This is a genomic window from Peribacillus sp. NPDC006672 (assembly GCF_050274955.1).
GTDB lineage: Bacteria > Bacillota > Bacilli > Bacillales > DSM-1321 > Peribacillus.
Genome location: NZ_JBNNOR010000003.1, coordinates 39,346 through 64,965 on the forward strand (window position 1 = coordinate 39,346; position 25,620 = coordinate 64,965).

Consider the following 25,620-nt stretch of genomic DNA (forward strand, 5'->3'; position numbering starts at 1 on the left):
GGATTGAAATGAATCACAAACCGAAATTGTGGACGAAAGACTTTCTGATTGTCTCGTCTGCGAACTTTTTTCTATTTTTAACTTTTTATGTCCTGATGGTGACATTGACCATTTATACGATAGATAATTTTCATGCGTCGCAAGCACAAGCAGGACTTGCCTCAAGTATCTTTGTCCTCGGGGCAGTGCTTGTCAGACCGATTGCAGGGAAAAAAATTGACAAGATCGGCCGCAGAAAAATGTTGCTAGGATCTTTGATTCTATTCCTGATCGCATCCATTGGCTATTTCCTGGTGAATAGTTTACCCCTCTTATTGATCGATCGTCTTATTCACGGTTTTGCTTTTGGCCTTGCCACTACGGCAACGGGAACGATTGCTGCAGATATCATTCCGAATGAAAGACGCGGGGAAGGTACAGGTTACTTTGCCATGAGTACAAACTTGGCAATGGCCTTTGGTCCGTTTATTGGATTGCTGATCACACAGCATTTTAGTTATTCCATCATTTTCTATGCAGCCGCTTTATTTGCCGCATTTTCTTTAGTCGCATCGTTATTCATGAATGTACCTGAAGGGGAAAAAGGCGGGGCTTTACCACAAAAGGGATTTAAAATCAGTGATTACTTTGAAAAAAGGGCCCTGCCCATTTCCGTTTTTATCGGATTTGCCGGATTTGCCTATTCGAGCATCTTGTCCTATTTAACATCTTTTGCAAAGGAAATGGATTTAATGGATGCGGCGAGCTTTTTCTTTGTCGTATTTGCTGTATTCCTTTTGGCGTCCCGCCCGTTTACAGGACGAATGTTCGATGTGAAGGGGGAGAATGCAGTCATTTACCCATCGCTCTTCCTATTTGCCATTGGTATGGTCATCCTCAGTCAATCCCATCATGGTATCACGCTTCTGATTGCCGGTGCCTTTATCGGAGTGGGATATGGTACGTTCCAATCAAGCTGTCAAGCGATTTCTATCAAGGAATCCCCATCAAATCGGATGGGATTAGCCACATCCACGTTTTTTACAATGTATGATTTTGGTATTGGTGTTGGCCCATTCCTATTGGGCTTCCTTATTCCACTTACCGGGTTTAAAGGGTTATTCATGGGAATGTCAATCTTTGCATTCGCCCTTATCGGGATTTATTATTTGGCACATGGAAAAAAAGCCTCAGCAAGAAAGAACATGCATCATGAGGAACGTTTGTCTGCTTAATTTTTTTATAAGCCTGTATAAAATGGAGAATTTGGGGGATGCTTATATAATGATTGGTTTTCCAAAGTATCCCCCTTTTCACCGCCTGTAATCCGCAGGCGCTTTTTTTATGCCATAAACAAAGAAAACGCCTTTATTGGCGGTTTCTCAGGCTGTCGACAAAGTCGACAGCTGTTTTTTATAAAAAGTTTAGCAATAATATGTTGTGTCCTTCTTTCATAGTCACAACTAAATATTAATTAAAAGATAAAAAACCCCCTTTTTCTCCAACGATTCTTTGGGAAAAGGGGTTACACTCTGAGAAACCGCCTTTATTGGCGGTTTCTTTAAAATTTATAGGTCCATAATCGTTCTTTGCGGATCCAGTCAAGAAAATCAGCATCCTGATTTTCGAATTTCTCTTTCCAATCGATCACCATTGCCTGTGTTTGAGAACGATGGGCAGTGAATGCAGCTACCTTTTTTTCTTCTACGGCAGTTATATCATGGATGATGTCGGGCTGTCCTAACTCGTCGATGCAGTTATTGGAGAACGCGACACAATGAAGTTTAGGTCTTTCTTTTTCTTCGATTTTTTCCACTGCCCGAACAACGGCCCGTGCTGTTGCTTCGTGGTCTGGATGGACACTGTATCCTGGGTAAAACGTAATGATCAATGAAGGATTCAATTCATTGATGGCATCGGTAAATAATGAAGTCAGCTTTTCATCATCTTCGAATTCGATTGTCTTATCACGCAAACCAAGCATGCGCAAATCTTGGATTCCAATCGCATTTGCTGCATCGATTAATTCCTTTTTACGAACTTTAGGGAGCGATTCTCTTGTTGCAAATGGAGGATTTCCTAAATTACGTCCCATTTCTCCTAAAGTTAAGCATAAATAGGTGACAGGAGTGCCCTTTTCTCTATGAAGGGCAAGCGTTCCAGAGACCGAGAAGGCTTCATCATCGGGATGTGGGAAAATAACTAATACATGACGTTCTTTTTCCAAGGTATATTTCTCCTTCCGTTCTACTTACAGTGAGTATGGTTATCGGTGAATGGGAGTTTTCATCGGAATTATATTACATATCAAGCAAGTTGCAATCATTCAAAGGGAGTAGGACTGAGCTGCATGGAGACAGCAAGCTTTCCGGAAAAATCCAGGCCTGCCAACAGCAACCTACCTTGTTCATCCATTTCGAAGTGGTTAACGCCTTCTGCATATACCCAGCCAATATTGAGCTTTAAGCCGATGCGGAAGGGTCCATCCCCAACTATCTTCCCGTGTTCATACTGTATTAAAGCATTACGAATATAAGCACCTGCTGAAAAGAAAGCTTCATCTACATGAGTGGCATAGGCACCATTTGTCGTTTCAAGGTGAAGATATACATCTTGTCCGGCGAAAGTATCAATAGCAATTTGCACCTCTGTACGGTCTATAGGTTTCATTCTATAATTTCCTCCTTAACTGGGCGGCTAGATAAGCTTTTCCTTCTTTCTAGTTTACTAAATAAAAACAAAAAAAGCGAAAAAGGCCGCTCGATGAATTTGAGCGGCCACTAAACTTGATGTTTTATTTTTGCGTGTTTTCAGCAATTCCATATTTATGGTATGCACCATGATTGACAGGTCCTACATAGTCATTCATCTTCCAAGAATGGCGAACCGCTTCGGTAATGAAGTCTTTCGAAATGTGGATAGCCTCACGCGGACTTTTCCCTTCAGCCAATTGAGCTGCAATAGCTGCTGAAGATGAACAGCCGGCACCATGTGTGTTGGTTGTTTCGATTTTCTCGGATTCAAGGATCTCAAATTCTTTTCCATCATATAGAAGGTCGATGGCTTTGTCATTCGCCAGCTTATTTCCGCCTTTGATCAAGACATATTTTGCACCAAGTGCATGAATCTTTTCAGCTGCACCCTTCATATCATCGATCGTTTTGATAGATGCTGTCCCAGCTAACTGAGCAGCCTCGAACAGGTTTGGCGTAACTACAGTTGCACGTGGAACAAGAAGTTCTCGCAAAGCTACAGCTGTTTCAGGGTGCAGCACTTCATCTTCACCTTTACATACCATAACTGGATCGATTACGACTTTGTCCAGTTTCAACTCGTCTATTTTACGGGCAACAAGTTCAATGATTTCCACTGATCCAAGCATTCCTGTTTTCATGGCATCAATGCCGATTGATAAAATCGTTTCGATTTGGGCTTCCAAAACCTCGACCGGTGTAGGGAATACATTATGGGACCACCCATTCTTAGGATCCATCGTCACGATTGTCGTTAAAGCGGACATACCGTAAACACCGAATTCTTGAAATGTCTTTAAATCTGCTTGAAGACCAGCTCCGCCGCTCGAATCCGATCCAGCAACTGTCATAGCTCTTTTCATAGTCATTATGTGACCTCCTCAGGAGAATTAGATATCGATATTATCAGCATACCAGGTAATATCCTGTTTTTAGAATATACCAAAATTTCTTTTATGTAAAACTTAGTTGTCACCCTAATATGAGCACCTTTAATAAGGAAATGGAAAGGACCCGTCTGCCCCTTGGAAATATACTTTGCCAAACTTTTGATATATAAGCAAATATATGAAAGTGTCATTATTTTCAAAGTTGATTTAAAATAATTAAATATAGGGACGCTTCATTAGGGGATGAATTTATTATAGCTTTACCGTTGGATTCGGGATTAAACCCAAAATAGGGAAGTGATTCGTTTGGAATGGACTATGTTACTTTTAGCTGGTGGGAAATCAAGTCGTATGGGAGTGAATAAAGCTCTGTTGACCATAGGTGGCGTTGTGAACATTTCAAGAGTGGCATCCGAATTGAAAAAGGTGTCAGAAAACATTCTGGTCATTACCAATACTTTTGAAGATTATCGTTTTCTGCAGCTTCCGTTAATATCGGATTTACATAAAGATCAAGGACCTCTTGGCGGATTGCATGCAGGGATGACCTCTGCGAAAACGGAGCTTCAATTCCTTACGGCCTGTGATATGCCCTTTGTGAATGCAGATGCCATAAATGATATCATTTCCTATTATGAACCTGAATTCGATGCTGTTATTCCGGAAATAAATGGAAAGATACAGCCGCTTTTTGCTGTTTATCATAAAAGGTGTCTTCCTGTACTGACGGAGTGCTTATTAAAACGTGAGTTAAAAATGGGTCAATTTTTGGAAAAAATTTCGGTGAAAATCATGAAGGAAACCGAATTTAAGTTATACCACGAGAATCCTGAACGTCTTCAACACCTTTTCTTCAATATGAATACGAGGGAAGATTATAAAGAGGCAGGGTATATTGATCAAACTGAATTATATATAAAGGATGGTAGACATGAATTATAAAATTTCAAAAGAGCCGATTGTCATCCAGGAAGTGATTGATAAAGTAGTAGAGCGGAATGCAGGTGCCGTCACGACCTTTATTGGTACAGTGAGGGAAATGACGAAAGGAAAAAAGACTCTTTTCTTAATTTACGAAGCGTATGAACCGATGGCCATCAAGAAATTGGAGCAAATTGGATCTGAAATCAAGGATCGCTGGCCTGATGCAGAAACGGCAATTACCCATCGTGTGGGAAAACTTGAAATCACGGATATCGCAGTCGTTATTGCTGTTAGTACGCCACATCGAAATGATGCATATGAGGCAAACAGGTATGCGATTGAAAGAATAAAAGAAATTGTCCCTATATGGAAAAAGGAACATTGGGAAGATGGGGAGACATGGGTCGGAAATCAGTTGGAAACCGTTCCATATCCAAAAGGGAAACCGGAAGAGGTGGATATCAATGATTAATGTACTTTTATTTGCCCAATTGAAAGATGAGTTAGGCAAAGAGACTCTTTCTATAGAAGGAAATGGTATGAGTGTGGTCGAGCTTAAAGGGAAAATGAGGGTGGAATTTCAATTGGAGGGTCTTGAAACCGTGATGACAGCGGTCAATGAAGAATTTGCTGACGATGACACGATTCTATCTGATGGAGATACAGTGGCTTTCATTCCGCCAGTAAGTGGAGGCTAAAGCGTTCGGAAGGGAGGGTTCACGGTGAAAGAGCGATATTCAAGACAGACTTTATTTTCCCCTATTGGTGAAGGGGGCCAATTGAGAATTTTGAAGAAGCACGTCTTACTTCTTGGGGCGGGGGCATTGGGATCTGCTAACGCAGAGGCCCTTACTCGTGCGGGAGTAGGGAAGCTTACCATTGTTGACAGGGATTATGTCGAAACAAGTAATTTACAGCGCCAACAAATGTATACGGAACGGGATGTCGAGGAGAAACTGCCAAAAGCAGAAGCGGCAAAGCGCCATTTATTTGATATCAATCATGAAGTCGAAGTTAATGCCATCATCATGGACGCTACCGCCCAGAACCTTGAACAGCTGCTTGGTGATGTTGATTTGATATTGGATGCAACCGATAATTTTGAGACACGGATGATTATTAATGATCTGTCCCAAAAGTTACAGATACCATGGATTTATGGTGCATGTGTGGGGAGTGTGGGCATGACTTTGACCATCCTACCCGGACAGACGCCATGTTTGCACTGTTTACTTAAAGCTATCCCCATTCAAGGAATGACCTGTGACACAGGAGGAATCATATCACCAGCTGTAACGATGGTAGTGGCACACCAAACTGCCGAAGCTTTGAAAATCCTCGTTGAAGATTGGGAATCGGTTCGACCTGCACTTGTTACTTTTGATCTGTGGAGGAATCAATACCAAACCGTAAAATTAACAAAAGCGAGAAAGAAAGATTGTCTCTCTTGCGGAGATCAGAGGACATATCCCTTTTTAACTATGGAAAACGCAACAAAAACTGCGGTTCTTTGCGGTAGGGATACTGTACAGGTCAGACCGCCAAGACCTTTGAAACTGCAACTCGGGAAATTAGCCAAAGATCTGAACGGCAGTGGTTATTTGGTGCAATTCAATCCATTTCTTCTCTCTTGTGAAAAAGATGGGGAACGTATTGTCATTTTCGAGGATGGCCGGGCGTTGATTCACGGAACGAAGGATATGGTCCATGCAAAGGCCACATACCAAAGTATCCTGGGATAATGAATATAAAAAGCGAGGCTCCGGTAGGGTGCCTCGCTTTTTTAAATGGTTATCGGGGATTAGTGTGTAACCCGGTCTTTATTATCTTGTTTGGAAGCAACGATGACGACTTTACCTTCGTCAAGCACTTCCTCGTAACGTTCTGCTTCCATATCGCTAAGGCCAAGGTTGCTCATTCGATTACGAAGTTCGTCTCCGCGTGATTTAAAGAGATTTCCAACGGTATCAAGGAAGCCTTGTTCCTTCATGCCTACATCTTCTGTATTTGTATTCTCGGTAAGGTGCTTAGAACGGGTTTTATCATGGGCAAACAAATATACATCGTCCTTCGTATATCCTGATGTAATTAATTCATCGATTTTTTCCTTTGCTTGTAAACCGTTTTCTACTACATGTACTTGATACATATAAACTCCTCCTTGAATTTTAGTGTAAGATTCACCTGAATATAGGTAAATGGAATCTTGCTTATTGTGGTTGCTTGATGGTTATAGTAGTATATAACCTTATTTGGGCATGGATAAACATTTTATATCGAAATATATTTAGTAAGTGGTGAAGCGGAACACCTTTTGTATGCGATAGGTCAAGTATTTGAAGACAGGTAGTTTCTTTAGATATTCACGGTAATCTACCGTGTATGTTCCATTTTGATTTGTCCAAAGTCTTTGAAAATAGTTATCGACATCATAAGATACGTCCGCATCATTTGGAGCATGAATTTCAACATTGGCTTCAAGATTGTAGTCATCCAGATTGCGTGAGGTATAATTAGCCGATCCTCCAAGAATAATCGTTTCATTAGACTTTTGTATCATCATCAACTTTGTATGGAACTGTTCTTTCTCTGTTTTGTACCAGCGGATCGAGATGTTAGCATCCCCCAGTTTTTCGAATTCAGCGGCAACTGGAAGATTAGGAAGACCGATTTTCTCACTGCCGAAAGCGTTTTGATTCGGATCCAATATCATTTGAATCTTCACACCCCGTTTAGCTGCATCGGTTAATGCCTCGACAACATCGCGATCGGCAATGTAGAACATGGCAAGATGGATCTTGTCGCCTTTTTTTGCATCCTTTATTGCCTTAAGGACATGTTTATTAATTTTTCCTTCCGTTAGCAATTGTACAGATATTGGTCCTTTATCTTCAGCAGATGTCCCTTTTAATCCAGGAAATGACTTTGGTCCACCTGAAAATTTCGAAGTAGCTTCTTCTGCTTTAACAAAGTCGCCGATGATATTCCCATCCATCTGAAACGCAATATTGGAATGGAATCCGCTCGCGTCATGAGGATTGGCTGATGAAATGATGGCCGTTTTTTCGGTAGCGACCACTTTTCTGTGATTGGCTTTAATGTTCATCAGTCTTAGATAAGAACGTAAGGTGACCTTTGGTGCGCTTTTAGCCATTGGATTCATAATCCATCCTTTCCCGCTTTCACCGAACCATTGGAAAAAGGTCCGATATACACCTGAATAGAGAGGATTCGGATCCCGAAGCCGGTCTAAGTTGGTAACGATGACCTCAATGCCATTTTTCTTCATCGTTTCCAATGCCTCTAGCTGGTAGGCATTATAGGAAGTATTCACTTCATCAGTAATGAATATAACCTGGAGGTCAGGTGTCTTTTTCTTCTGTTCAACCAGTTTATCCTTCAGATTCTCGGTTAACTTTGGAAAGTTTATCTTTTCATCATAAAAAGCATTAAACAAAAACATATCGATTACGACAAAAGAATCTGCGTCTTCTATGGCTTGATATATGGTTTGGAAAATTCGCTGCTCATGTTGCAGATTCCCTTGCTCATCGTGATAGGAAAGATCATAGATGAAATCAATATCCTCGACATGATGAACCTTTCCTTCGTAAGAAATGCCATCAGGGAGAGGCTTGCAGCTGTTATAGATGATTACGGCTGTAATGACGATCAAAATGCTGACAAGCAGATAAAATCGTTTTCTTTTGTACCATTTTTTCATAGGGAATCCTCCAACATGAATAAATTGATTGCTAACTATCTATTTTCCCATTTTAGGGGTATATAGAAACATAAATCGTAATCTATGGAAAAAGGTAAGGCGATAAAGTTTGATATAATATAGTTTCAAAAAGTGGAAAGGGGCTGTGGCAGATGGAAAATCAGTTATTAACAAATGATTGGTGGCCTCTATTGGAAGAGGAATTCAAAAAAACATATTACAAGGAGCTAAGGGAATTTATAAAGCAGGAATATAGTCAGCAAGTCATTCACCCGGATCAGGATGATATTTTCAATGCGCTTCACTATACTTCTTATGAAGATGTAAAGGTTGTCATCCTTGGACAGGACCCTTACCATGGCCCTGGTCAAGCGCATGGCCTTAGTTTTTCAGTTAAGCCGGAGGTTCGCATCCCACCTTCTTTAAGAAATATTTTTAAAGAGTTAGACACAGATCTAGGCTATGAGGCTCCGAATAATGGTTACCTAGTCGAATGGGCAAAACAGGGAGTGCTGCTATTGAATACCGTCTTGACTGTCCGTGAGGGAGAGGCTCACTCACACCGCGGAAAAGGATGGGAAACCTTTACGAATCAAGTTATTCGCCTATTGAATGACCGTCCGGAACCGATTGTATTCATCCTGTGGGGGAAACCTGCCCAAACTAAAATCCCCTTGATTGATGAAACCCGTCATAAAATCATTAAGTCCGTTCATCCGAGTCCGCTATCGGCCTCCCGAGGTTTCTTTGGCAGCAAACCTTTTTCCAAAACAAATCAATTGCTGATGGAAATGGGGGAATCCCCAATTGATTGGAAAATCTCGAAGCGATGATTGGGGTGAGAAAACGGAACGGGTGAATTGTATGGCGTGCAGTCATTTCTATATAACTTGGGATCCCAATTTTCCAAAGGGCTGCCGTGCTTTTCAATTCAAAACATCAAACCTGCCCTCCCTTGATGTCTTTCGTTCTTCAGGACAGCCATGCTTGAAATTTCAATCCAAGCCAATTAAAAAGTAGGGAATATGCAAGGTGTTTTCTTCTCTGATTTTTGCTATGCTAGTTATGAAAGTTTTGACCTGTATATAGACGAGGTGGTAAAGTTGGATATTTCATCAAGACAAATGTTAAATAAAATCGAAGAGCTTGTTTTGAAAGCGAAACAGGCAAATTCAGAGGATAAGGTGCAAGGGTATGTAATCGCCATTAAATCCCTTTGTGAGGTAATGGTAGATGAAAAAGCTGGGAACACCAGCATTCCAAACCCTAACCCAATCACATTGACCCAACCCGTTATGTCGGCTACATCGAATGTAGAACCGGTTAAAATGGATGAGGCAAATGGGGAGTCCTTGTTCGATTTTTAAATTAGGGAAGGGAAGGCGAAATAATAGTGAAACTGTTCATCATTTTAGGTGCATTGAATGCATTTATTGCTGTAGCACTAGGTGCATTCGGTGCACATGGACTAGAAGGGAAGATTCCTGATAAATATTTAGAAATATGGAAAACGGCTGTTCAATATCAAATGTTCCATGCGGTGGGTTTATTAGTGCTCGGTTTATTGGCTGGGAAGATTTCAAGTCCGCTAATCAACTGGTCCGGCTGGCTTATGCTAATAGGAATCATCCTGTTTTCCGGAAGCCTATTCGTTCTAAGCGTTACGCAAATCAAAGTCCTGGGGGCCATCACTCCACTTGGCGGTGTATCATTCTTGGTTGCTTGGGTCCTAATGGTCATTGCTGCATATAAATACTTATAATGAAGGCAGCTGACCTTCTTAGGTCAGCCTTTTAAGATTCATTTTAGAAAAAAGGTCATCCCAATAAAGAAGAGCCTCAGAATCAAATAGATTCTGAGGCTCTTCTTTATTGAATTTTCTTCACCTTGGCGAATAGGTGGCAAGCCCAGCGCCTCCAAATGGATACTCATATTCGATTTCTTCATCGAACGTTATAAAATCTAAGTATACCATCGGGATTAAGTATCGTTTTCCTGTTTGAGGGTCGCTAATGATCAAATGATCGCGCCCTGCAGCCTCGATGATTCCTTTGAAGATCTTTGCATTCCATTCCTTGTTGTTTTCAAACGTGGTATAAACAGTGACTAATTTCCCTTTATTCAAACGCAATATGTTCTCGATGTATGACGCTTCGACCGGAAGCATGCCAGGTACCTGTGGTCCGGAAGTGGCTGGATTCATCGGCATGGGCATTTGTTGTGGCGTGCCGGCCATAGTAGGCTGTTGTGGCTGGAATCCTTGCTGCGGGTAACCTTGTTGCGGGATAGGATTCTGCTGCCTTAGTTCAGGCTCGTTATTCTCATAGGGGTAATAGGGGCTTCCACCGTACGGGTAATTACCATAAGGGTTATTTTGTGACATTGCATTCCCTCCTAAAAGGTTTATTGGATTTTGTGGAATTTGGACAATCCGAGAATGTGGACTGGGAGAAACAGTGCGATTTATAGCGACCGGTAGTATTGTATTTGTTTACGGCTGTTCTGGACAATCCCCGGGTGGCTTAAAAAACCACAATGAATTTTAAGTGATCTTAACGGCGTTCATGATTCAAGTCATATCCTCTTGTCGGCTAATGAATAGAAGTAACGTTCCTTCACCTCGCTGGAGTCAGGAATTTCCTTGGTCAATTTTCCTGAAGCTGAATGGATTGTAAAAAATAAATTCATCACTATTGAAAATGTATGGGATGTGCATTGGATTTATTCCATAGCTGGGGAAAAATAAAAGTGAGGGGATGCAAAAAGAAAAAAAGGCTTCCGGAGACCGGAAGCCCATCGTCTTATACGTATAAGAAAGAAGTGACGTTTTCTTCCGGCAGGATATTGCCTACAAAGAAAGAACCAAATGCAGCGTAACGTGCACTCACTTCATCAAAACGCATTTCATAGATCAATTTTTTAAATTGAAGGACATCATCTGCGAATAGTGTAACGCCCCATTCATAATCGTCAAAACCGACAGAACCGGAAATGATCTGTTTTACTTTGCCGGCATAACTGCGGCCAATCAAGCCGTGGGAACGCATTAAGCCTTTGCGTTCTTCCATGGAAAGCATATACCAGTTGTCATCCCCATCACGACGCTTGTCCATCGGATAGAAGCATACATGTTTCGCTTTTGGAAGTATCGGATAAAGTCTAGAACGTACATGAGGGTTCTGATAAGGGTCCTCATCATCCCCACCTGCTAAGTAATTGCTTAATTCCACGACGGAAACGTATGAATAAGCTGGAATTGTATATTCGGCTAGCTTCGTTTTATTGAATTCGTTTTCAATTGCATTCAATTCTTCCATGGTCGGGCGGGCAAACATAAGCATGAAGTCCGCTTTCTGACCAACGATGGAATATAGGGCATGGCTGCCTTCATTGTCACTTTGTGTCATATTCCATTTATCCAGTAAACCTTGGAATTCTGAAATAGCTAATTGGCGTTCGTCACTTGATAACGTTTTCCAAGAAGTCCAGTCGATCAAACGGAAATCATGTAAACAATACCAGCCGTCCAGTGTTTGTGCTGCTTCACTCATTTCGATTCACTCCTAAGTCTTTTAATAACTTTAATATACCATAGTTTCAGTATAAGGAAATTTATATCAACCCGCAAACACCATCATTGTTTTTCGGTGTTCAAACAATTTTCAAATTTGCGGATTGGGAGGAACCAAAGTGGCTGGAATTTACCTAGCTGCTAGAGTATTCTTAAAAGAAGACGACTAGAAGTTTACCGAATGGTTAAATATAGGGAAAACAGGGGGAACGTATCTGAAAAGGAGGAAGAGCCAGTGAGTGATTTATTTGAAATATTGGAATCGAAAGTTATGGGGCATAATTTGAAAATCGTTTTTCCAGAAGGATTGGATGAACGGATTTTGGGAGCGGCAGGCAGGCTTGCCAAAGCTAAACTAGTGACACCAGTATTGATCGGGGATATCGGGTTGATTCAAGAGAAGGCAAAAGATTTAAAAGTCTCCCTTGATGCAATCGAAATATATGATCCGAAGAATTATATCATGATGGATGAAATGGTTGAAGCGTTCGTGAAGGTCCGTGACGGTAAAGCTACTGATGTACAAGCACGGGAAATCTTAAAGGATGCGAACTATTTTGGAACCATGCTCGTCCATATGAAACTGGCACATGGAATGGTGAGTGGTGCAACGCATTCGACTGCCGATACGGTGCGTCCTGCCCTAAGGATCATCAAAACAAAGCCAGGCGTCAATAAAACATCGGGCGTATTCATCATGGTCCGGAACGAAGAAAAATATGTGTTCGCGGATTGTGCGATTAATATAAACCCTAATTCCCAGGACCTGGCTGAAATTGCTATAGAAAGCGCAAAGACTGCACAAATGTTCGATATCGAACCGCGTGTGGCAATGCTGAGCTTTTCGACGAAAGGGTCGGCAACATCCCCCGAAACCTTAAAAGTGGTTGATGCTGTCGATTTGGCAAAAGAAATGGCCCCTGAAGTCATTCTTGATGGGGAATTTCAGTTTGACGCGGCTTTCGTTCCTTCTGTAGCAAGAAAGAAAGCACCGGATTCTCTTATTCAGGGGGATGCGAATGTTTTTATTTTCCCAAGTCTCGAAGCAGGGAATATTAGCTATAAGATGGTACAGCGCTTGGGTGGCTTCGAAGCGGTCGGTCCGATCCTTCAGGGGCTGAACCGTCCTGTAAATGACCTTTCAAGGGGATGCAGTGAAGAGGATGTATATAAACTGGCTGTCATTACAGCGGCACAAGGATTTGTGGCGCAGTATCAATAGGCAGCATGAGGATTAAATGTAAAGGGAGATTCATATGAGTGAAACAGATTCATTATTAATGCAGCAAGAGTGGCGGGTTATTGATCAATCTTCCGTTGGACCTCAGTTTCCAGCTTTGGAGTCCTTTGCGATGGATGATACATTTTGCACTTCAGTAGGTTCAGGTAAATCAGCGGCCGTAGCCAGAGCGTGGGTACACCATCAAACCATCGTAATGGGTATACAGGATACGAAGCTGCCTTTTCTTAAAAAGGGTTTGGAACATTTAGAAGAACAGAATTATCAGGCCATCGTACGGAATTCCGGAGGGCTGGCAGTCGTGTTGGATGAAGGGGTCCTTAACTTTTCGCTCATTTTTCCTGAAAACGATCAGAAAATTGAAATCAATCGTGGATATGATGCAATGTGGGAGCTTGTCCAATTGATGTTTTCCGACTTCCAAGTCACTATGGAGGCAAGGGAAATTGTCGGCTCCTATTGTCCTGGAAGTTATGATTTAAGTATAAATGGGCAGAAGTTTGCCGGTATATCCCAGCGCAGGATTCGCAATGGCGTTGCTGTTCAAATCTATTTGTGTGTCAATGGAAACGGGGCTGAACGTGCAAGTCTCGTCAAGGGTTTTTATGATGCAGCTAAAGGAAATGCAGAAACGAAATTCTCCTATCCTGATATCGTCCCTTCGGTAATGGCATCCCTTACAGAATTGTTGGGGGTGCAATTGAGTGTTCAGGACGTGATGCTCAGATTCCTTCATGTATTGAAAGCACATAGCGGAAGGATATTCTCTGACACTCTTTCTGTTGAAGAATGGCCGTTGTATGAGGCATACTTGAGAAGAGTGGTAGAACGTAACGATAAGGTATTCGATTCATTAAATGATTGATTTGCAAAAAGCCGTTCCAGTAAGTCTGGAAAGGCTTTTTTGCATTTAATACGACTTTAGCATTCACTGAAACTGTAAAGGGGAATGTATGATAGGTAGCAGAGATATAATCAACGAGCGTTTTTATACGATTTTATTCCTTTTTCTTGGAACCATGAAAAAAAGAGCCTTGTTTAGGCTCCTTCTTTAGGATGAACTTTGGTGATTCGGCCATTAGCATGTGGTTAATCTATGTAACTGAACCCCACATTATCTTATTACTCAGCCATTTTTTCCAAATTGCCATTCCGGTCCATCTTGAACTTAGTTGCCGGACGTTCCTCTTCCTCTAACAAGACCAGCTTTCTTGCCCGATTCATGATATTCATCAAAGTTTCATAATCTTCCTGCATCAGGCCGCTGTTTTGTTCAAGGTGGCTGATTTTATTCTCCAAATCTTCGTTTCGCTTTTTCAGCCCTTTGATTTCAAGCTTCAATCTTTCATTTTCGGTTTTTAATACTTCGGCTTGAAGCATACGGCCGTTCATAGATTCCAAATAGGCGATGACGGTATCAAGGTTCATGGCCTTTTCCAAAGTCACAGGAGTGTGCTGCGGTTTAGGGGGGAGTGCTTCAGCCACAACGAATTCTTCTGCTGCTTCATAATTGGTAGTATCGACTTCGGATTCCAACTCTAGTTCCACTTCTTGTGCCTGAGGAACCATTATGTCAGAAATCGTAGGGGACGGCGGAGTATAAAGAAGCCGTTTTTTCCCTCCTTGATCTTTTCCAAGAATCCTTTGCCGCTGCTTACGCTGTTTCTTGGCAAGGGATAGCGCTTTGTCATAATTATGGCGGACAACAGCATTCCAGCGGAATCCGCATGCGGCAGAGGTGCGATTCAACTTATCCCCTACCTCTTCAAAAGCATTCAGCTGAGTGCTGCCTTCCCGCACATGGCGCAATACCGTTTCTGCCAAAAGCAAATCATCTTCTTCTGTCCAGGCATCTTGACGAACCTTCATTTCTACATACTCCCTTTCTGGTAACTTTTAAAATAAACAACTATATAAAATATCGTGAACGGAGTGTTCTACTAGCATTTTGGACAAAATCTGGATTTTTTATACAAAAAGGTTAAAAGGATACTAGTCTTTTGATGAATTTCATCATTTGCTAGCGGCCGCCCCTTCTTTTTCACATCATCCAGCCCTCTTGATATTCATAAGGAGAAACGGTAAAATACCCTTTAGTTATATAAATGGAATGAAACATAGTTTGTCATGGAAAGGATGGTGACCGGAGGATGTCCAATGAATTCAGAGTGTGCGATGACTGCTTGGCGGTAAACATTAAAACATTAATCCCCCGTCTTGAAAAGCTAGATCCCGACGCGAAAATCGAAGTGGGCTGTCAATCCTATTGCGGTCCTGGCAGAAAGAAGTCTTTTGCCTTTGTCAATAACCGTCCAGTTGCTGCACCGACAGAAGACGAGTTACTAGATAAAATCAATAAAAAACTAAAGTAGGATCCATGATATATAGTTAGAGTGGATTGTTTGCTTTTGATAAATGGAACAAGTAATCATCACCCAGATTCAACACACTGCGGTGATTTTTTATTTCCTTATTTTCGAAACAAAACAGACTGGAACTTCCGTTTTCTTACAAAATGACCCCTCTTACTAGCAAGGTGGAGGTTAGGTTTTTTTGTCAAAACGCGCTATAATGAGTGCATCGAGATTATGAAAAAGAGGGTAGTCCATGGAATATTCCGACGAAAAATTACAAGAAGAAAAGGTGTTCAAGGACCCGGTGCACCGATATATACATGTTCGTGACCGGGTTATATGGGATTTAATAGGGACGAAGGAATTCCAGCGGCTTCGAAGGATCAAACAGCTGGGAACGACTTATTTAACCTTTCATGGTGCGGAACATAGTCGGCTTAGCCATTCGCTTGGAGTATATGAGATTGTCCGGAGAATCGTGGATGATGTTTTTGCGGGCAGACCGGAATGGAAACCTGAGGAACGGTTACTATCATTGTGCGCAGCCCTTCTGCATGATTTGGGTCATGGTCCTTTCTCTCATTCTTTTGAAAAGGTGTTTGACCTGGATCATGAGCAATTCACTCAGCAGATAATCCTTGGTGATACGGAAGTGAATAAGATCCTCCTTAGAGTTGGGCGTGATTTTCCTAAAAAAGTGGCAGAAGTCATTGCGAAAACCTATAAAGGCAAATTAGTAGTCAGCCTGATTTCAAGTCAGATCGATGCTGATAGAATGGATTATTTACAGCGTGATGCCTACTTCACTGGCGTGAGTTATGGACATTTCGATATGGAAAGGCTTTTGCGTGTAATGAGGCCAAGGGAAGAACATGCCGTCATCAAACAAAGCGGGATGCATGCGGTTGAGGATTATATCATGAGTCGCTACCAAATGTATTGGCAGGTTTATTTCCATCCAGTTACGAGAAGTGCGGAGGTCATACTTACCAAGATTCTACATAGAGCGAAACATTTATATGAATCCGGTTATGAGTTTGCTCAAGAACCGCACCATTTTTATTCATTGTTCAAGGGAGAAGTGACTTTAACGGATTATTTGAAAATGGATGAAGCGGTGATGCTCTATTATTTCGAAGCATGGGAAGAGGAAAACGATGCGATTTTAAAAGATTTATGCACGCGCTTCGTTAACCGTAAACTATTTAAATATGTGGAATTCCATCCATCGAACAGTCAAATGAACAGATTGATGGAATTAAGGACGCTATTCAAGAAGGCAGGCATCGATCCGGATTATTATCTTGTCGTCGATTCTTCATCAGATCTGCCGTATGATTTTTACCGGCCAGGTGAGGAAGAGGAGAGACTGCCGATTCACTTGCTGAAAAACAATGGCGATATTCGTGAATTATCGCGTGAATCCGAAATTGTCGATGCAATTTCAGGGAAAAGAAGAACGGATCATAAGTTGTATTATCCAGCAGATTTATTGCGTGATGAATCTACGAAGAAAAATATAAAAAAACAGATTCGTAAGCTTTTGGAGCTATCGGATTAAAGTGGTACATTTTTGGTGAGGAGTGACGAGCCTTGTTTAAGGATCATGCAAACATTATCAATGCAATTTCTACTGCCGGTGAAATCTCGGGTCGGAAAAAATTACAAAAAATCGTTTATATAGCGAAGAAGCTGTCCTTCCCATTTCATGAAAAGTTTCAGTTTCACTTTTATGGACCGTATTCGGAGGAGTTGACCTTACGGATTGAAGAGCTCTGCGAAATGGGTTATTTGAATGAAGTAAGGGAAAAAAAAGCAGGCTATTATCAATATTGCTATTCGATAACGGATGCCGGCCAGGATTTCCTATCCATACAGGAAGTCGAGATGCCAGCACTTGAGGCATGCTTACTGGATATGAACGAACAGAATGCCCGGTTTTTGGAGCTGGTTTCAACGGTGTTATACTTTGACACGCTAGAAAAAGAGGAAGTCACCGAGAAAATTTTCACGCTGAAAAGCAAACAAAAATATACGCTTGAAGAAATTGATGAGGCATATGAATATATTGAGCAGTTAAAAACAAAAGCTAAGCCGAATTGATGGCTTAGCTTTTACCATTATGTAAATCTTATTGATCGCTTTTACGGACACCGGCTACTGCTAAGTGATTTTTTGACATTTCTTCAATGAAAATCGTCACGGCTTCAGCTGGTGCTCCAGTTGTTTCCGTAACAGCTGCAGTCACCTTTTCAACTAAAGCCTTTTTTTGTTCGTCTGTACGGCCTTCAAGCATTTTGACTGTTACATATGGCATCTCTCATCCCCCCTTCCTCTCTTATCTTGTAGTGTTTCACAGTGGAAAAATAATTGCAAGATGTGGAAGTCAGAGTTTTTTCACTTATTGATCTTTTGATGTATACTAACGGTAATAAATATTGGGGGAGAAGCTATTGGACCAAATAGAAAGATTTTTAGCTTATAGGTTGGAAGATCTTCCGTATGTCATTGTGTCACTGTTAATCGCATTTACGGTTCATGAATTTTCCCATGCTTATGTGGCCTATAAGTTCGGTGATCCGACAGCTAAGAATGAAGGAAGAGTCACATTGAATCCGATTTCTCACTTGGATCCTATCGGAACATTATTAATATTGATAGCAGGATTTGGTTGGGCGAGACCTGTACCGGTTAATCGTTTTCATTTTAAGAATCCCAAATTAGCTGGGGTACTGGTCTCTTTTGCCGGTCCTTTCAGTAATTTGCTTGTTGCCATTTTCGGGTATTTAATTTTTTACGGGTTACTGGCGGCAGGCTTTGGACCTGATTTACCGTTTTTCATTCAGCCATTCTTCGAGGTGCTCATCAACTTAAATATCCTTTTGTTTGTATTTAATCTGATACCGCTGCCGCCGCTCGATGGTTATAGGATTGTACAGGACCTTGTTTCAGCTGACTTGCGGGCAAAAATGACCCAGTATGAACAATATGGCTCATTGATCTTTTTGATTCTGATCATCACCCCGCTAAGCCATTATACGATTAGCCCGATTTTGAACAATGTTGTGCCATTGGTAGGCGGCGCCTTGAATCGGTTCTTTACACTTTTGCTTTTTTAAATTATAAGGAATGACAAACCATAAAGGGGGACATAAAGATGGAAGAACAACCAAAGAAAAAGGTAGGCTTCAATATTATAAAAAACGACCCTACAGAAGGTCATGGCGGATATGGAGCTGGGGTTTTGACGCTCGATAATATCTCTCCGGTCATCATCGATGTGGATGCAGGTGATGCAGAGGTCGATATCGGTGCGATGCATGCAAGGAGTGCAGTGGAAAAAGGGATTAAATTTTTAAAGACTAAAGAGGAGGTCCCGAATGCCAAACCTTACTGGCTTGTTTGGGTGACCATTGAAGCCACTCAAAATGGTCCGCACTATGCAGGTGTGACAGCGTGTGAAATGATGGTCGACCGGTCAATTAGACGCGGTTACAAATCCCTTCCGGAGCATGTTAACCGGATGGATAAATCGCTTAAACGGCATATCATCGTCGAGGACATGGACGATAAATCAAAACGTATACTTGCAGACTTCCTGAAAAACCATGATGCAGGAATGTGGGAGCGCTCTTCAGCAAAGCTCAAAGAGTCATTGACGGTTTGAATTTGATTTAATGGACGAAATGTTAAGTTTAGTGAAAAATGCACTTGTAGGAAACGAATAAAATCAGTAAACTTAAAGACAGCAGTTTAGACACTGTGGAACTAGGACAGAAAAACCCCGAAGCCGCCACCGGCTTCGGGGTTTTTCGTTATCCCCATGGTTTTAAGACTTTTTTATACCACGGGGCCTTTTTTTGCCCTTCTTCTTTTCGGGCAGGTTTCGAACCCTCACCCTTAAAGTGCTCGGCACAGTATTCGACAGGTTCGGTTCCTTTAACATAATAAGTCAGTCTTGAGACAGGACAACCCTTTGTTGCCAATTTTCCGCTTGCGGGATTCACGTTTACCCCGATTACGTTTTTCGTTTCCTTAAACGATTTTGCCGGTTTCCCCTGTAGGCCCTTTTCCATATAGGAAGCCCAGATTTTCTTAGCATAGCTTTTTTCAGCGGGGATCTCGATCTTTTTGCCTTGATCATATCCAGTCCATACTCCAGCTACAAGCTCCGGTGTGTAACCGATCATCCAACTATCCGTCGGGGTGGAACCTGATTTGCCGGCATATGGGCGGGTCAGCTGGGAGTTGATGGTGCTGCCAGTCACTTTCGTATAGCCATTTAAGGTTTCATCGAAAACCCCTGTAAGCATTTGAGTCATGACAAATGCCTTATCCTCATCCAAAATCTGCTCTGGTTTCTTATTTTCATCAAAAATCACTTCACCTTTTTGATTTTCAACCTTTTTGATAAACACTGGTACAACTTTCTTGCCACCGTTAGCCAGAATGCTGTATGCGTTCACCATTTCAATCGCCCTTACACCTGACGTACCGAGTGCCAAGGACGGAACTGCATCCATTTTCGCCGTGATGCCGAAACGATGCGCCGTATCGACCAACGTCTGTTCCCCAAGGAACAAGTGCGTTTTTACGGCGAAGATATTATCGGAAAGAGCAATGGCCTGAGCCATCGTGATTTCGCCTTCCGCATATTGATGGTTGTAATTATGCGGTGTGTAAGATGAGTGACCATCATCGAAAGAAAATGTAGTGGTCTCGCTTTTTAAGGTGGTAGACGGTGTGAAACCGTTTTCCAACGCTGAATAGTATAGCAATGGCTTAATGGTGGAACCGGGCTGGCGAACGGCCTGTGTAGCTCGGTTGAATGGCGATTCCGCGTAATCTTTACCGCCGACCAGTGCACGGACCTCCCCGGTGTCCGGGTCCATTGCCACTATCGAAGCTTGGATCCCTGAAGACTTGGGTATGGTATTGGAAAGAACCTTTTCGGCAGCGTCCTGCTGGGTTTCATCCAGTGTTGTATAAACCTTAAGCCCGCCCAGCTCGATCATTCGGTCATCTAAATGAAGCTGTGATTTTAAAGCCTGCTTGACCGCATCCTGGAAATAGGGAGCTGTTTTATTTGTAACCGTTCCGTGCTCGCCCTTTAATGTAAGGGATGTTTGCAACGCTTCTGCGATATTTTTTCCTGAAATGTAGTTTTTGTTTTTCATGGCTTGAAGGACAACTCTCTGCCTTGATTTCGCTTTTTCAAAATTATCTAATGGAGAATAATTTGACGGCCCTTTTGGTATTCCCGCCAGCATGCTCGCTTCAGGAAGGGTCAAATCCTTGGCATCCTTGCCAAAGTAATATTGACTTGCAGCTTGGGCCCCATATGCACCATGGCCATAGTAAATTGTATTTAAATAGCCTTCTAGAATTTCCTTTTTGGAATAGTTCATTTCCAGCCGTATCGTATAAAAGGCTTCATTAAACTTTCGCGTCCACGTTTTGTCATGGCCGAGAAATAGATTCCTGGCATACTGCTGGGTAATCGTGCTTGCACCTTGGACCTTGGACATAGCACGAATATCGGCAAGGATGGCTCCGCCGATTCGTTTTATATCAAAGCCTTTATGAGTGTAAAATTGTCGATCCTCAACCGCGACAGTAGCCTTGATAAGCTGTGGAGAAATAGATTCCATTCCAGCCCAATAACGTTTCTGGCCATTATCGGTTTCACCAATCACATTTCCGCTATCACTATAATAAAGAGTGGACTGCGGCACGACCAAAGGCGGCGGACCTAATATTTTTGCATAAATCAGTAAAGAGAGAAGCAATACAAAGAGTATCGTGAGCCCGATTGTGGCAAGGATAATGAAGGCCCGTACATATTTAGTTGTCCTTTTGAATCGTTCGCTTGGAATCAATTCCATTGCTTTCACCTCTCTTATCAGAAAAAGAATCTATTATCTATTACTATTATGGAAAAAAAAGAAAATTTTAAACATGGGAACTGCATTTATAAATTTATCTTGCAATTCTGCTAGATTCGTCTATAATTTTTCTAGCTAATGACTATAACGATTTTGGGGAACCTATTAGGTGACTGACTATATGAAATGGAAAAGGAGCGTTAATAAATGAGCATTTGGTTTACTGAAAAACAAACAGAGAATTTTGGTATTACGATGAAAGTGAATCGTACTTTACATACGGAGCAAACTGAGTTTCAAAAGCTGGATATGATTGAAACGGAAGAGTGGGGCAATATGCTATTGTTGGATGACATGGTAATGACTTCACAGCGCGATGAATTCGTTTACCATGAGATGGTAGCCCATGTTCCTTTATTTACTCATCCTAATCCAGAAAACGTTTTGGTTGTAGGAGGAGGGGACGGAGGAGTTATCCGTGAAATCCTGAAACACCCAAGCGTAAAAAAAGCTACTTTGGTTGATATCGATGGGAAAGTTATCGAATACTCAAAGAAATTCTTGCCTGAAATAGCAGGCATGCTTGAAGATCCGCGTGTAGACGTACAAGTAGGGGATGGCTTCATGCACATCGCCAAAAGTGAAAATGAATATGACGTGATCATGGTCGACTCGACTGAACCTGTTGGACCTGCTGTCAATTTATTCACTAAAGGTTTTTATGCCGGGATTTCCAAAGCTTTGAAAGAAGATGGGATTTTTGTTGCACAATCAGATAATCCTTGGTTTAAAGCAGACTTAATTCGTGATGTACAACGTGATGTGAAAGAAATATTCCCAATCACTAGCCTTTATTTAGCGAATATCCCGACGTATCCAAGCGGCCTTTGGGCGTTCACGATTGGATCAAAAAAATATAATCCATTAGAAGTGACAGAAGAACGTTTCCATGAAATCGAAACGAAATATTATACAAAAGAACTTCATAAAGCAGCTTTCGTCCTGCCTAAATTCGTTCAAGATTTAGTGAAATAAGGGGGCATGACTATGAAATTCGATGAAGCCTATTCAGGCAATGTATTCATTAAAAGCCACCCCGTTTTTGAGGAATCTGAAGCTGTGCTATACGGTATGCCGATGGACTGGACGGTAAGTTTCCGTCCGGGTTCTCGTTTTGGTCCTACCCGGATTCGTGAAGTTTCGATTGGTTTGGAAGAGTACAGCCCGTATTTAGATCGTGAATTAGAGGAAGTTAAATTCTTTGATGCAGGGGATATTCCATTACCATTCGGTAATCCGCAGCGCAGCATCGATATGATTGAAAAATTTGTCGACAGCGTGTTGGATGCAGGTAAGTTCCCAATGGGGATGGGAGGGGAACACCTTGTCACATGGCCTGTCATTAAAGCCATGTACAAAAAGTATCCCGATATGGCCATCATCCATATGGATGCCCATACGGACTTACGTGAGGACTATGAGGGCGAGCCGCTTTCCCATGCGTCTATCATCCGTAAATCTGCGGAACTTATCGGTCCGAAAAATGTATACTCTTTCGGCATTCGTTCCGGTTTGAAGGAAGAATTCCAATGGGCAAAAGAAAACGGCATGCACATCTCTAAATTTGAAGTTCTTGAACCTCTAAAAGAAGTACTGCCGCAGTTGGCTGGTCGTCCTGTATATGTGACGATCGACATCGATGTTCTAGATCCTGCACATGCGCCAGGAACAGGCACCGTAGATTGTGGGGGCATCACCTCAAAAGAGCTTTTAGCTTCGATTCATGAGATAGCCCGTTCTGAAATTAATGTAGTCGGCTGCGATTTAGTTGAAGTGGCACCGATTTATGATCCATCTGAGCAAACGGCGAACACGGCGAGCAAGCTGATTCGCGAAATGATTTTAGGTTGGGTACAAAAAGGTTAATGGATGGAAGACTTGACTGTTCCTGTTTTTTAGCGGGGATGGTCTTTTTTCATAATTCCGCCCCAATGAGTCATTCATGCGTTAAAATCAAGTGAATTGCTACAATATGATTTCGCAAGTTTTTCCTCACTTTATTGGATTTACACTTTATTTTCCCGCTCCAAGTTGAAACTTCCTTGAAGAATATTTATACTTATAAAGTTAAGAACGACATGATGAAGGAAGTGTAGCTTTGACTCTTCATGATATAGATAAGCATACTATTAAAGTGACTTTACAGACAAAAATCAAGCACGGCTCAGAAACGGAAACGTATGAGCTGGTCACTTTTGGTACAAAAATGTATAAAGGTTCAGACTTATATTTGCAATATAAAGAGGAAAATGAAGCCGGTCAGACACAAACGACCATCAAGCACAAAACGAATGAAACGATTCTGCTTAGAAATGGTGCCATTAAAATGAGGCAGCTTTTCCGCTTGCAGGAAGCGACAAATGGACATTATGAAAGTATATACGGCAGGTTAGGGTTACGGACGACCGCGAAAAAAATTCATCATCATTGGGATGAGCAGTCCAAACAAGGGAAACTTGTCCTTAAATATACTTTACATATGCAGGGAAGCGAACCCGGTCAATATGAAATGACGATTTCCTATAAGGAGGAAGCATAGCACATGAATATAGTAAAAGAGGTACAGGAAAAACTGAAAGAAGAAATTAAAGCGGCAGTCATTAAAGCTGGTTTAGCAACGGAAGAGCAGATTCCAAACGTTGTATTGGAACTTCCAAGAGATAAAACACACGGAGATTATTCCACGAATATGGCCATGCAATTAACGAAGATTGCAAAGAAAGCACCAAAAATGATAGCAGAAGCAATCATCGAAAACTTTGACAATTCAAAAGCATCCATCGAAAAAATTGAAATTGCTGGTCCAGGATTCATAAACTTCTACATGAATAATTCTTATTTGACAGAATTGATTCCAGTCATTTTGAAGGTGGATGGAGCATATGGGGAAAGTGACTTTGGAAAAGGCGAAAAAATCCAAGTGGAGTTCGTTTCAGCGAATCCGACCGGTGATCTTCATCTAGGCCATGCCCGCGGTGCAGCAGTGGGTGATACGTTATGTAATATCCTGTCTAAAGCAGGTTATGATGTTTCACGTGAATATTACATCAATGATGCAGGAAACCAAATCAATAATTTGGCCTTTTCCATAGAAGCGCGCTATTTCCAAGCACTTGGCCTCGAAAAGGATATGCCTGAGGGTGGTTATCATGGCGAAGATATCATTGGCATCGGTAAAAAGCTTGCCAGTGAATATGGGGATAAATATGTAAATGCCGATGAAAAAGAGCGTTTTGAATTTTTCCGAGAGTACGGCTTGAAATATGAAATGGAAAAACTGAAAACAGACTTGGGGAATTTCCGTGTCGGATTTGATGTATGGTACTCCGAAACTTCCCTATATCAAGACGGTAAGATTGATGAAGCACTCAAAGTGTTGAGGGAAAGAGGCCATGTCTACGAGGAAGATGGGGCTACATGGTTCCGCTCTACAGAATTAGGCGATGATAAAGACCGCGTGCTTATTAAACAGGATGGGTCCTACACATATCTGACACCGGATATTGCCTATCACCGTAATAAACTGGAGCGCGGCTTTGAAACGTTGATCAATATCTGGGGTGCGGACCACCATGGCTATATACCGCGTATGAAAGCAGCGATCGAAGCATTAGGGTACAAACGCGAGCAGCTTGAAGTAGAAATCATCCAGCTTGTTCACCTGTACAAAGACGGCGAGAAAATGAAGATGAGTAAGCGTACCGGTAAAGCCGTCACGATGCGTGATCTTATTGATGAAGTGGGTCTGGATGCAACACGTTATTTCTTTGCAATGAGAAGTGCGGATACTCATATGGACTTCGATTTGGATCTTGCGGTATCACAATCCAATGATAACCCGGTTTATTATGCGCAGTATGCTCACGCCCGTATTTCCAGCATTTTACGCCAAGGTGTGGAACAAGGGATCAGCTATGAAGGAGTCACTGATTTCTCTGCCCTTTCTACTGAAAAAGAAGTGGAGCTTCTGAAGAAATTAGGTGAGTTCCCGCAGGCAATAGCGGAAGCTGCCGAAAAACGTATGCCTCACCGCATGACGAATTATATATTCGACTTGGCTTCTACATTCCACAGTTTCTACAATGCCGATAAGGTTTTGGATGTTGAAAAGATGGAAAGAAGTAAGGCACGTCTAGGACTGGTCAAATCCGTCCAAATTACCTTAAAGAATGCATTAGCTATTATCGGGGTTTCAGCGCCGGAAAAAATGTAAAGGAAAAGCGGCTGTTTCTAGTGAAAC

General features: G+C 41.8%; 29 protein-coding genes. 19 read left to right on the forward strand and 10 right to left on the reverse strand.

The features are described from left to right. Window positions 1-8 precede the first annotated feature (8 nt). Window positions 9-1,214 (forward strand): MFS transporter, encoded by a 1,206-nt coding sequence (locus ACQKKK_RS06100; protein ID WP_427614874.1) that lies wholly within the window; start codon window positions 9-11, stop codon window positions 1,212-1,214. Window positions 1,215-1,540: 326 nt separating this feature from the next. On the opposite strand, the gene bshB2 is transcribed toward ACQKKK_RS06100, so the two are convergent. The 3 genes from bshB2 to pdxK all read right to left on the reverse strand — a co-directional run bounded on the left by bshB2 (window position 1,541) and on the right by pdxK (window position 3,601). Next, entirely contained in the window at window positions 1,541-2,206 is a 666-nt protein-coding gene (bshB2, locus tag ACQKKK_RS06105) for a bacillithiol biosynthesis deacetylase BshB2 (RefSeq protein WP_427614875.1), read from the reverse strand. A 95-nt stretch (window positions 2,207-2,301) separates the two neighbouring features. Next, window positions 2,302-2,649, reverse strand: coding sequence for a YojF family protein (locus ACQKKK_RS06110; protein ID WP_427614877.1), 348 nt, complete (start codon window positions 2,647-2,649; stop codon window positions 2,302-2,304). Window positions 2,650-2,773: 124 nt separating this feature from the next. Then, window positions 2,774-3,601: a pyridoxine/pyridoxal/pyridoxamine kinase gene (pdxK, locus tag ACQKKK_RS06115; RefSeq protein ID WP_427614878.1), complete on the reverse strand. Its 828-nt coding sequence runs from the start codon at window positions 3,599-3,601 to the stop codon at window positions 2,774-2,776. A 327-nt stretch (window positions 3,602-3,928) separates the two neighbouring features. Here pdxK and mobA point away from each other — a divergent pair, with 327 nt between their 5' ends. The 4 genes from mobA to ACQKKK_RS06135 are packed head-to-tail and all read left to right on the forward strand — an operon-like array spanning window position 3,929 to window position 6,288. Next, window positions 3,929-4,564: a molybdenum cofactor guanylyltransferase gene (gene mobA / locus ACQKKK_RS06120; RefSeq protein WP_427614880.1), complete on the forward strand. Its 636-nt coding sequence runs from the start codon at window positions 3,929-3,931 to the stop codon at window positions 4,562-4,564. After that, the gene (locus tag ACQKKK_RS06125) at window positions 4,554-5,018 is read left to right on the forward strand and encodes a molybdenum cofactor biosynthesis protein MoaE (RefSeq protein WP_427614882.1); all 465 of its coding nucleotides are present in this window, start codon (window positions 4,554-4,556) and stop codon (window positions 5,016-5,018) included. The genes mobA and ACQKKK_RS06125 overlap by 11 nt, the downstream gene beginning before the upstream one ends. After that, complete coding sequence (gene moaD, locus ACQKKK_RS06130) at window positions 5,011-5,244, forward strand: molybdopterin converting factor subunit 1 (RefSeq protein WP_427614884.1); 234 nt, start codon at window positions 5,011-5,013, stop codon at window positions 5,242-5,244. The genes ACQKKK_RS06125 and moaD overlap by 8 nt, the downstream gene beginning before the upstream one ends. Before the next feature lie 24 nt (window positions 5,245-5,268). Next, complete coding sequence (locus ACQKKK_RS06135) at window positions 5,269-6,288, forward strand: MoeB/ThiF family adenylyltransferase (protein ID WP_427614885.1); 1,020 nt, start codon at window positions 5,269-5,271, stop codon at window positions 6,286-6,288. A 59-nt stretch (window positions 6,289-6,347) separates the two neighbouring features. On the opposite strand, the gene ACQKKK_RS06140 is transcribed toward ACQKKK_RS06135, so the two are convergent. Both ACQKKK_RS06140 and ACQKKK_RS06145 read right to left on the reverse strand, forming a co-directional pair. Beyond that, window positions 6,348-6,695: a general stress protein gene (locus tag ACQKKK_RS06140; protein ID WP_427614887.1), complete on the reverse strand. Its 348-nt coding sequence runs from the start codon at window positions 6,693-6,695 to the stop codon at window positions 6,348-6,350. Window positions 6,696-6,833: 138 nt separating this feature from the next. After that, entirely contained in the window at window positions 6,834-8,270 is a 1,437-nt protein-coding gene (locus ACQKKK_RS06145) for a phospholipase D family protein (protein ID WP_427614889.1), read from the reverse strand. A gap of 152 nt (window positions 8,271-8,422) precedes the next feature. Between ACQKKK_RS06145 and ACQKKK_RS06150 the strand changes: the two genes are divergently transcribed. The 3 genes from ACQKKK_RS06150 (at window position 8,423) to ACQKKK_RS06160 (ending at window position 10,032) form a co-directional block, all read left to right on the forward strand. Continuing rightward, window positions 8,423-9,103: a uracil-DNA glycosylase gene (locus ACQKKK_RS06150; RefSeq protein WP_427614891.1), complete on the forward strand. Its 681-nt coding sequence runs from the start codon at window positions 8,423-8,425 to the stop codon at window positions 9,101-9,103. 270 nt (window positions 9,104-9,373) lie between these two features. Then, on the forward strand, window positions 9,374-9,637 hold the full coding sequence (locus ACQKKK_RS06155) for a YwdI family protein (RefSeq protein ID WP_427614892.1): 264 nt from the start codon (window positions 9,374-9,376) through the stop codon (window positions 9,635-9,637). 26 nt (window positions 9,638-9,663) lie between these two features. Beyond that, complete coding sequence (locus ACQKKK_RS06160) at window positions 9,664-10,032, forward strand: DUF423 domain-containing protein (protein WP_427614893.1); 369 nt, start codon at window positions 9,664-9,666, stop codon at window positions 10,030-10,032. Window positions 10,033-10,152: 120 nt separating this feature from the next. Here ACQKKK_RS06160 and gerQ read toward each other — a convergent pair whose 3' ends face one another. Together gerQ and hemQ are read right to left on the reverse strand one after the other, a co-directional pair. Further along, entirely contained in the window at window positions 10,153-10,653 is a 501-nt protein-coding gene (gerQ, locus tag ACQKKK_RS06165) for a spore coat protein GerQ (RefSeq protein WP_427614895.1), read from the reverse strand. A gap of 418 nt (window positions 10,654-11,071) precedes the next feature. Then, window positions 11,072-11,821 (reverse strand): hydrogen peroxide-dependent heme synthase, encoded by a 750-nt coding sequence (hemQ, locus tag ACQKKK_RS06170; RefSeq protein ID WP_427614896.1) that lies wholly within the window; start codon window positions 11,819-11,821, stop codon window positions 11,072-11,074. 255 nt (window positions 11,822-12,076) lie between these two features. Between hemQ and pta the strand changes: the two genes are divergently transcribed. Continuing rightward, window positions 12,077-13,063, forward strand: coding sequence for a phosphate acetyltransferase (gene pta, locus ACQKKK_RS06175; RefSeq protein ID WP_427614898.1), 987 nt, complete (start codon window positions 12,077-12,079; stop codon window positions 13,061-13,063). Between the two features lie 34 nt (window positions 13,064-13,097). Then, window positions 13,098-13,946 (forward strand): lipoate--protein ligase family protein, encoded by an 849-nt coding sequence (locus ACQKKK_RS06180; RefSeq protein ID WP_427614899.1) that lies wholly within the window; start codon window positions 13,098-13,100, stop codon window positions 13,944-13,946. A 257-nt stretch (window positions 13,947-14,203) separates the two neighbouring features. On the opposite strand, the gene ACQKKK_RS06185 is transcribed toward ACQKKK_RS06180, so the two are convergent. Next, complete coding sequence (locus ACQKKK_RS06185; protein WP_427614900.1) at window positions 14,204-14,950, reverse strand: RsfA family transcriptional regulator; 747 nt, start codon at window positions 14,948-14,950, stop codon at window positions 14,204-14,206. A gap of 281 nt (window positions 14,951-15,231) precedes the next feature. Here ACQKKK_RS06185 and ACQKKK_RS06190 point away from each other — a divergent pair, with 281 nt between their 5' ends. The 3 genes from ACQKKK_RS06190 (at window position 15,232) to ACQKKK_RS06200 (ending at window position 17,538) form a co-directional block, all read left to right on the forward strand. Next, complete coding sequence (locus tag ACQKKK_RS06190) at window positions 15,232-15,453, forward strand: DUF1450 domain-containing protein (protein ID WP_048683566.1); 222 nt, start codon at window positions 15,232-15,234, stop codon at window positions 15,451-15,453. Between the two features lie 235 nt (window positions 15,454-15,688). Continuing rightward, window positions 15,689-16,996 carry an HD domain-containing protein gene (locus tag ACQKKK_RS06195; protein WP_427614902.1) on the forward strand — a complete coding sequence of 436 codons (1,308 nt, stop codon included), beginning with the start codon at window positions 15,689-15,691 and terminating at the stop codon, window positions 16,994-16,996. 32 nt (window positions 16,997-17,028) lie between these two features. After that, a complete protein-coding gene (locus tag ACQKKK_RS06200) occupies window positions 17,029-17,538 on the forward strand; it encodes a YwgA family protein (RefSeq protein ID WP_076368383.1) in 510 nt (169 codons plus the stop codon). A gap of 28 nt (window positions 17,539-17,566) precedes the next feature. On the opposite strand, the gene ACQKKK_RS06205 is transcribed toward ACQKKK_RS06200, so the two are convergent. After that, a complete protein-coding gene (locus ACQKKK_RS06205) occupies window positions 17,567-17,752 on the reverse strand; it encodes a 2-hydroxymuconate tautomerase (protein ID WP_061465772.1) in 186 nt (61 codons plus the stop codon). Between the two features lie 145 nt (window positions 17,753-17,897). Between ACQKKK_RS06205 and ACQKKK_RS06210 the strand changes: the two genes are divergently transcribed. Both ACQKKK_RS06210 and ACQKKK_RS06215 read left to right on the forward strand, forming a co-directional pair. Beyond that, entirely contained in the window at window positions 17,898-18,554 is a 657-nt protein-coding gene (locus ACQKKK_RS06210; RefSeq protein WP_427615291.1) for a site-2 protease family protein, read from the forward strand. Between the two features lie 38 nt (window positions 18,555-18,592). Further along, window positions 18,593-19,102 (forward strand): YwhD family protein, encoded by a 510-nt coding sequence (locus ACQKKK_RS06215; RefSeq protein WP_427614903.1) that lies wholly within the window; start codon window positions 18,593-18,595, stop codon window positions 19,100-19,102. 148 nt (window positions 19,103-19,250) lie between these two features. Here the strand turns inward: ACQKKK_RS06215 and ACQKKK_RS06220 are convergent, their stop codons facing one another. After that, window positions 19,251-21,320 carry a transglycosylase domain-containing protein gene (locus ACQKKK_RS06220; RefSeq protein ID WP_427614904.1) on the reverse strand — a complete coding sequence of 690 codons (2,070 nt, stop codon included), beginning with the start codon at window positions 21,318-21,320 and terminating at the stop codon, window positions 19,251-19,253. A 207-nt stretch (window positions 21,321-21,527) separates the two neighbouring features. Between ACQKKK_RS06220 and speE the strand changes: the two genes are divergently transcribed. The 4 genes from speE (at window position 21,528) to argS (ending at window position 25,593) form a co-directional block, all read left to right on the forward strand. Next, complete coding sequence (speE, locus tag ACQKKK_RS06225; protein ID WP_056524113.1) at window positions 21,528-22,355, forward strand: spermidine synthase; 828 nt, start codon at window positions 21,528-21,530, stop codon at window positions 22,353-22,355. 12 nt (window positions 22,356-22,367) lie between these two features. Next, window positions 22,368-23,246, forward strand: a complete 879-nt coding sequence (gene speB / locus ACQKKK_RS06230) for an agmatinase (RefSeq protein ID WP_403162785.1) — start codon at window positions 22,368-22,370, stop codon at window positions 23,244-23,246. Between the two features lie 232 nt (window positions 23,247-23,478). Next, a complete protein-coding gene (locus ACQKKK_RS06235) occupies window positions 23,479-23,919 on the forward strand; it encodes a DUF1934 domain-containing protein (protein WP_427614907.1) in 441 nt (146 codons plus the stop codon). A 3-nt stretch (window positions 23,920-23,922) separates the two neighbouring features. Then, the gene (gene argS, locus ACQKKK_RS06240; RefSeq protein WP_427614909.1) at window positions 23,923-25,593 is read left to right on the forward strand and encodes an arginine--tRNA ligase; all 1,671 of its coding nucleotides are present in this window, start codon (window positions 23,923-23,925) and stop codon (window positions 25,591-25,593) included. Window positions 25,594-25,620 lie beyond the last annotated feature (27 nt).